The sequence below is a fragment of the Bacillota bacterium genome, from assembly GCA_040754675.1.
Classification (GTDB): domain Bacteria; phylum Bacillota; class Limnochordia; order Limnochordales; family Geochordaceae; genus Geochorda.
Genome location: JBFMCJ010000030.1, coordinates 1 through 4,980, shown reverse-complemented (window position 1 = coordinate 4,980; position 4,980 = coordinate 1). Strand labels below are relative to the sequence as shown.

General features: G+C 64.7%; 7 protein-coding genes and 1 pseudogene. 2 read left to right on the top strand and 6 right to left on the bottom strand.

What is annotated here, in order from left to right; genetic code table 11:
* Positions 1-203: 203 nt before the first annotated feature.
* The 3 genes from AB1609_03350 to AB1609_03340 are packed head-to-tail and all read right to left on the bottom strand — an operon-like array spanning position 204 to position 2,167.
* Positions 204-1,166: a sugar kinase gene (locus AB1609_03350; protein ID MEW6045502.1), complete on the bottom strand. Its 963-nt coding sequence runs from the start codon at positions 1,164-1,166 to the stop codon at positions 204-206.
* Positions 1,153-1,341, bottom strand: coding sequence for a hypothetical protein (locus AB1609_03345; GenBank protein MEW6045501.1), 189 nt, complete (start codon positions 1,339-1,341; stop codon positions 1,153-1,155). The genes AB1609_03350 and AB1609_03345 overlap by 14 nt, the downstream gene beginning before the upstream one ends.
* Entirely contained in the window at positions 1,328-2,167 is an 840-nt protein-coding gene (locus tag AB1609_03340) for an IclR family transcriptional regulator (protein ID MEW6045500.1), read from the bottom strand. Before AB1609_03340 ends, AB1609_03345 begins: the two co-directional genes overlap by 14 nt.
* A 296-nt stretch (positions 2,168-2,463) precedes the next feature.
* Here AB1609_03340 and AB1609_03335 point away from each other — a divergent pair, with 296 nt between their 5' ends.
* Together AB1609_03335 and AB1609_03330 are read left to right on the top strand one after the other, a co-directional pair.
* On the top strand, positions 2,464-2,703 hold the full coding sequence (locus AB1609_03335) for a hypothetical protein (GenBank protein ID MEW6045499.1): 240 nt from the start codon (positions 2,464-2,466) through the stop codon (positions 2,701-2,703).
* Entirely contained in the window at positions 2,694-3,095 is a 402-nt protein-coding gene (locus AB1609_03330) for a type II toxin-antitoxin system VapC family toxin (protein MEW6045498.1), read from the top strand. Before AB1609_03335 ends, AB1609_03330 begins: the two co-directional genes overlap by 10 nt.
* Positions 3,096-3,322: 227 nt before the next feature.
* On the opposite strand, the gene AB1609_03325 is transcribed toward AB1609_03330, so the two are convergent.
* The 3 genes and pseudogenes from AB1609_03325 to AB1609_03315 form a co-directional block, all read right to left on the bottom strand.
* Positions 3,323-3,430 carry a hypothetical protein gene (locus AB1609_03325; GenBank protein MEW6045497.1) on the bottom strand — a complete coding sequence of 36 codons (108 nt, stop codon included), beginning with the start codon at positions 3,428-3,430 and terminating at the stop codon, positions 3,323-3,325.
* A gap of 143 nt (positions 3,431-3,573) precedes the next feature.
* The gene (locus tag AB1609_03320) at positions 3,574-4,581 is read right to left on the bottom strand and encodes a Gfo/Idh/MocA family oxidoreductase (protein ID MEW6045496.1); all 1,008 of its coding nucleotides are present in this window, start codon (positions 4,579-4,581) and stop codon (positions 3,574-3,576) included.
* A gap of 22 nt (positions 4,582-4,603) precedes the next feature.
* Positions 4,604-4,852: pseudogene (locus tag AB1609_03315) on the bottom strand (SDR family oxidoreductase).
* Positions 4,853-4,980 lie beyond the last annotated feature (128 nt).

The window sequence follows — 4,980 nt, the reverse complement described above, 5'->3', positions numbered from 1 at the left end:
CCAGGTTGAAGCCCATCCGGCCCAGGCCGATCAGGCCGAGTTCCACCGCACCGACCCCCGTCAACGTCGCTTCCGGGGTTAGTTTGCGCGGCCGGCGCGAATAGGTTCAGGGCACCGCTTTGCGCGGCCTACCACGCGGTCGACCGGGCGGCCCAGCACGATGACCGTACATCACCGCCATTTGGTAGGATAGGGGCGGTAGTTCAGAGGCCACTCCCGCCGGCCATAAGCTGCAGGACGGCTTCCCGGCGGGGGATTGGGGTCACACACCCCTTACCCGTTGTGGTCAGCGCAGCCGCAGCGGCCGCGAACCGCGTCGTCCATTCCAGGCTGTGCCCCGAAACCAGACCGATGGCAAAAGCCGCGTCAAATGTGTCCCCCGCGCCCCCCGTATCGACCACCGGGACGCGGACGGCCGGCGCATGTACTCGGGCTCCGTCCGCCGTGCCCACCAGGCAGCCGTGTTCCCCCAGCTTGAGAGCCACGATCCGGGGACCCCTGCCCAGCAGGTAGTCCAGGTTGGCCTCTGGATCGTTCATCCCGCTGATGGCACGAGCTTCCTCGATATTCGGCAAGACGATGTCTGCATGCCGTATGGCCTCGATGATGAGGCCCCGGGCCCGCTTCAGCGGCCACAGCCGCAGTCGCAGGTTCGGGTCATAGCTGAGCCAGGCGCCGGCCTCGCGCGCGAGTTCCAGCGCGCGGAACACCGCGTCGCACGCTGAGGTGCTGATAGCCTGGGTTATTCCGCTGGTGTGAAACAGCCGCACTCCCCTGAACTGCTCGGGGGAAAGGTCCTCGGGGCTCAGGGTGCTGGCCGCCGACCCTCTGCGCACGTAGGCGAAATCATGCACTCCGTCCGGCCGCCACGACATGAAGTAGACGCCGGTGTACCCGCCCGGCACCACCCTCACCCGGGAGGTGTCCACGCCTTCTCGGGCCCACAAGTCCATCAGCGCCTGGCCGAACTCATCGTCCCCGATCCGGCAGAGGTAGGCCGCCTGTCCGCCAAGACGGGCGACGGCGACGGCGAAGTTGGAGGTGTCGCCGCCGAACCCGCGAGCGAAGGTCGCGGCGTCCTTCAGGGGCCCCCGCTCCACGGCCGTAAACTCCACCATGGGCTCGCCCATGGACAGGATGAGAGGGGCCGGCTCAGATCCGGGCATACTTCGCGATGACCTCCGCAAGCGGGGGTCCTTCCCGGATCTCCCGTCCCATTCGAGCCTCCACTTGGTGACTCGTGAAGCCCCGGATGCCCTGGTGATCGGGAGCGTTGGACACCCAGGCGGTCGCTGTCTTGGAAAAGCCCCGGATGAGTTCGTCCAGTTCAGTGGTTGGCATCGCTCGACCCTCCTCCGAACAGTGGCGCCGAACAACCCAGAGCCCGGGAAATGAGCCGTGCGGTCTCATTGACCTGCCGGCCCAGCTCTTCCACGCGATCCGGCGGGACATGGAAAACGGGACCCGACACGCTGATGGCCCCCAGCACCTCCCCTGTGTGTCGGTAGACAGGTGCTCCAACGCACCGGATCCCGTCCTCATTCTCCACGTCGTCTACGGAAAAGCCCCGCCGTCGAGACCTGTCCAGGTCCTCAAGAAGCTCTTCTGTGGTCTTGAGGGTGCGGGCCGTCCTGGGAACCAGACGGATCTTCTGAAGGATTTGCTGAACGTCAGCGGGCGGGAGGGCCGAGAGAATCGCCTTGCCAAGGGCTGTGCAGTACACCGGGTTGCGGGTCCCGACGTACGAAGCCATCCGGATGTTGGCCGGGGAGTCCAGCTTCTCCACGTAAACGACTTCTGTGCCGTCCAGCACGGCCATGTGAACCGTCAGCCGGGTCGTGTCCCGCAGCTCGGCCAGATACGGCCGGGCTACCTCACGAAAGTCGAGGCGGCTCAGGACGCGCCCGCCCAGTTCGATGAGGCGCAAACCGAGCTGATAACCCGACCCATCGGGCAGCTCTTCCACGTAACCCAGGCGCCGCAGCGTGACCAGGAAACGGTGCACCGTCGCCTTGTGCATCCCGGTGACCCGGGCCAGCTCTGACACGCCGGCGCTCTTGCGCGCCAGCGCGTCGATGATCTGAAACACCCGCTCCACGGACTGGACGGGGGCAACGCCGCGACGTGCCCTGGCATCGCTCTGCCTGGTTTGTCGTGCGTCTTGCACTTTGATACCACCGTCTCGGGCGCCGGCCTGTAAGCGAGTACGACGCCTCCGCACACTTTCCTTCCTTTATCGTCCGGTTTCCTTGACGGCAAAAGAGCTGCTAACCGCCCATAAACATGGTGCCGAGGACCGCGTTACGCCTTCCTTAAGCGGCGCTCCCTGGAACTGGCAGGGGATCTCGCGGCCTACGAGCGCCTGCTTGGCGACGCGCGAGGTAATGCAGCGGCCATCCAGCGGTTCCCCGGAGGCTTGATATTATGATGCATATGCATTAAAATGCCCCCGGGTGATAGACTGTGCGGACGACGATTGACCTGCCCAACGACAAGAGGGCCAGGCTGGCGGCCATTGCTGCCCGTCGGGGTCTGCGGGGCTATTCGGAGCTGATCAACGAGGCGGTGGAGCGTTTCCTGGAGGAAGAAGAGAACAGACAGGCACAGATAGCCAAGGTCTTGGCACTTCGTGGCGTGCTCACCGATCAGCAGGCCAGGGAAGTCGAGCAACGGATCCGCGAGGTGTGGTCTCGGTGGAGATAGTCATCGATACTTCGGTTGTGATCGGCTTCTTGCGAGGACACGAACCCGAGGCGTCGCTTCTTGCCCAGCTCGTGACAGACGGGCGCGCCATGTTAACCGCCGTAACGGTGTTCGAACTTGAGTCCGGGTTGCGCGGGTACGACCAGTTGCTCAACCAGATCGCGACCTTCTCAGAGGTGATGCCAGTCCTGCCGCTTGATCTCGAATCGGCACGCCGGGCCGGGCAAGAGGAACGACGTTTGCGGCAACGGGGCGTCGCCGTTGGCGTCGCTGACGTGCTCATCGCGGGGATTTGCCTGGCCCGCAAAAGGCCTCTGCTGACCCTTAACCGTGAACACTTCTCCAGAATTGATGGCTTACGAGTCCTTACGCCCAACCGGATGGAGTCGTAAGCTGGATCAGAGGAAGAAGTCCAGGTTCGCCTCCGGATCCTCCATGCACTGGTTGAACGAGCTTCCTCGATGCTCGGGAAAACGATGCCCACCTGCCGCATCGCCTCGATGATCAGGCCCCGAGCTCGGTGCGGCGACCACAGCCTCGCACGCCCCTGAACTGCTCAGGCGAAAGGGCCTCGGGGCTCAGGGTACTGGCCGCCGACACTCTGCGCACGTAGGCGAAATCAGCTCCGTCCGCCCACCATAACATTGCCGCACCGCATCCAATCCCGCGGGCTCTGGTTGACGAACTGCTGCAGGGCTTGCTCGTCGCCGCCGTACCGCTCCGCCATCCCGGCCGCTGTCTTTCTCCCTCCCTCAAGCAGCAGGCCCCTGAACGTAAAAGGCCCCCCACCGACGACGCCCCGATCGCCCCAGCAGCGGTAGCAACGGTTCGACAGACGCCTCTAACCGACCCCGTGCCTCCTGCAAAACGCTATACCGTCTGAATCTCGAAGTCGAACAACTCCTTCGACGGAAGGTCGATTCTCCGGTGGACCTTCGCGGAGTAGACGGCGGCCAGCAGGGTCTGGGTCACCCCTAGCGCGACGCGGCCGGAGTGCGGCGGCTGCCTTCCCTCACGCAGCGCGTTCACGACCGCCTCCACCGACCGCAGGATGGCCTCCTGTTCCGTATCCTCGACGGGCACGGAGGTCCATCCCCGGCCCACCACGCCGTACCGAAGGGACCAATCGCCCGGCGCCTCGACCTTGATGATGCCCTCGGACCCCACAACCCGGTGGTAGTAGCCCGGCGCGACCTCGTGGCCCGTAAAAAGGACGTGCTCCACCCCGTTCTCGAAGTGGAAGTGGGCCACGCCGCTATCTTCCATGGGATACCCGTGGTGCTGGCGGCCGGACGAGTAATCCAGCGCGGCGAGCACCCATGCCACGGGGCTCCGGCCGTTAAAAAACGACACCATGTCAATCCAGTGGGTTCCCCAGGTCACGATGTCCCAGGGCCCGCACGCGGAAACGACGTGCTTCAACTCCCCGATGACGCCTTCGGCAATCAGGTCGCGCACCTTTTTCCACGGGTCGGCAAAAGGGCGCTGGTGGTTGACCGCGAGGATGACCCCTGCCTGCTCGCAGGCTTCCACCATCTGCGCCGCCTGGCGCAGCGACAGGGCCATCGGCTTCTCGCACAGGATGGCGCGGACACCGGCCCGGGCCGCTTCGAGCGTAATGGACGCATGAGTCTGCGGCCACGTGCAGATGCTGAGGATGTCGATGGAATCCTCCTTCAACATCTGTCGGTAGTCTTTGTAAAGCCGGCTGACCCCGTACTCTTCCCCAAACTGGTGCAACCTAGATTCGTTCAGGTCGGCCGCGGCCCACACATCGACGCCCAGCGCTCGAAACGCCCGGGCATGGGCTCGCCCGATGCTGTGCGCGCCCCCGCTTCCGGGCCCCGGTCCTCCCACACCGATGATCGCCGCCTTCACACCAAACCCCACTATATCCTCTCTAGCGGGCCATCCACCCGCCGTCGACGCTGAGGATCGCCCCGTGCACGTAGTCAGAGGCCGCGGAGGCAAGGAAGACCACCGCACCGGCCAGATCCTCTGGCTGCCCCCAGCGGCCGGCCGGAATTCGCTCTAGAATGGCGCGGCTCCGGACCGGGTCTTCGCGAAGTGGCTTCGTGTTGTCGGTGGCCATGTATCCCGGCGCGATGGCGTTGACGTTGACCCCCCGCCCGGCCCATTCATTGGCTAGCCCGAAGTTGCTCAACTTGAAGTCCCCCGATTTGCCGTTATGAAGCCATTTGCTGTCGTTTCAGGGCGAGGCCTTCTGTCTACCCATTGAGACAAGCGAGTGGAGGCCGACCCGGGCCAAGACCTCCC

Excerpts from the sequence above, each read along its gene's own strand:
- AB1609_03350 (MEW6045502.1), bottom strand. The coding sequence starts at position 1,166 with ATGCCCGGATCTGAGCCGGCCCCTCTCATCCTGTCCATGGGCGAGCCC.
- AB1609_03325 (MEW6045497.1), bottom strand. The coding sequence starts at position 3,430 with ATGGCGGAGCGGTACGGCGGCGACGAGCAAGCCCTGCAGCAGTTCGTC.
- AB1609_03345 (MEW6045501.1), bottom strand. The coding sequence starts at position 1,341 with ATGCCAACCACTGAACTGGACGAACTCATCCGGGGCTTTTCCAAGACA.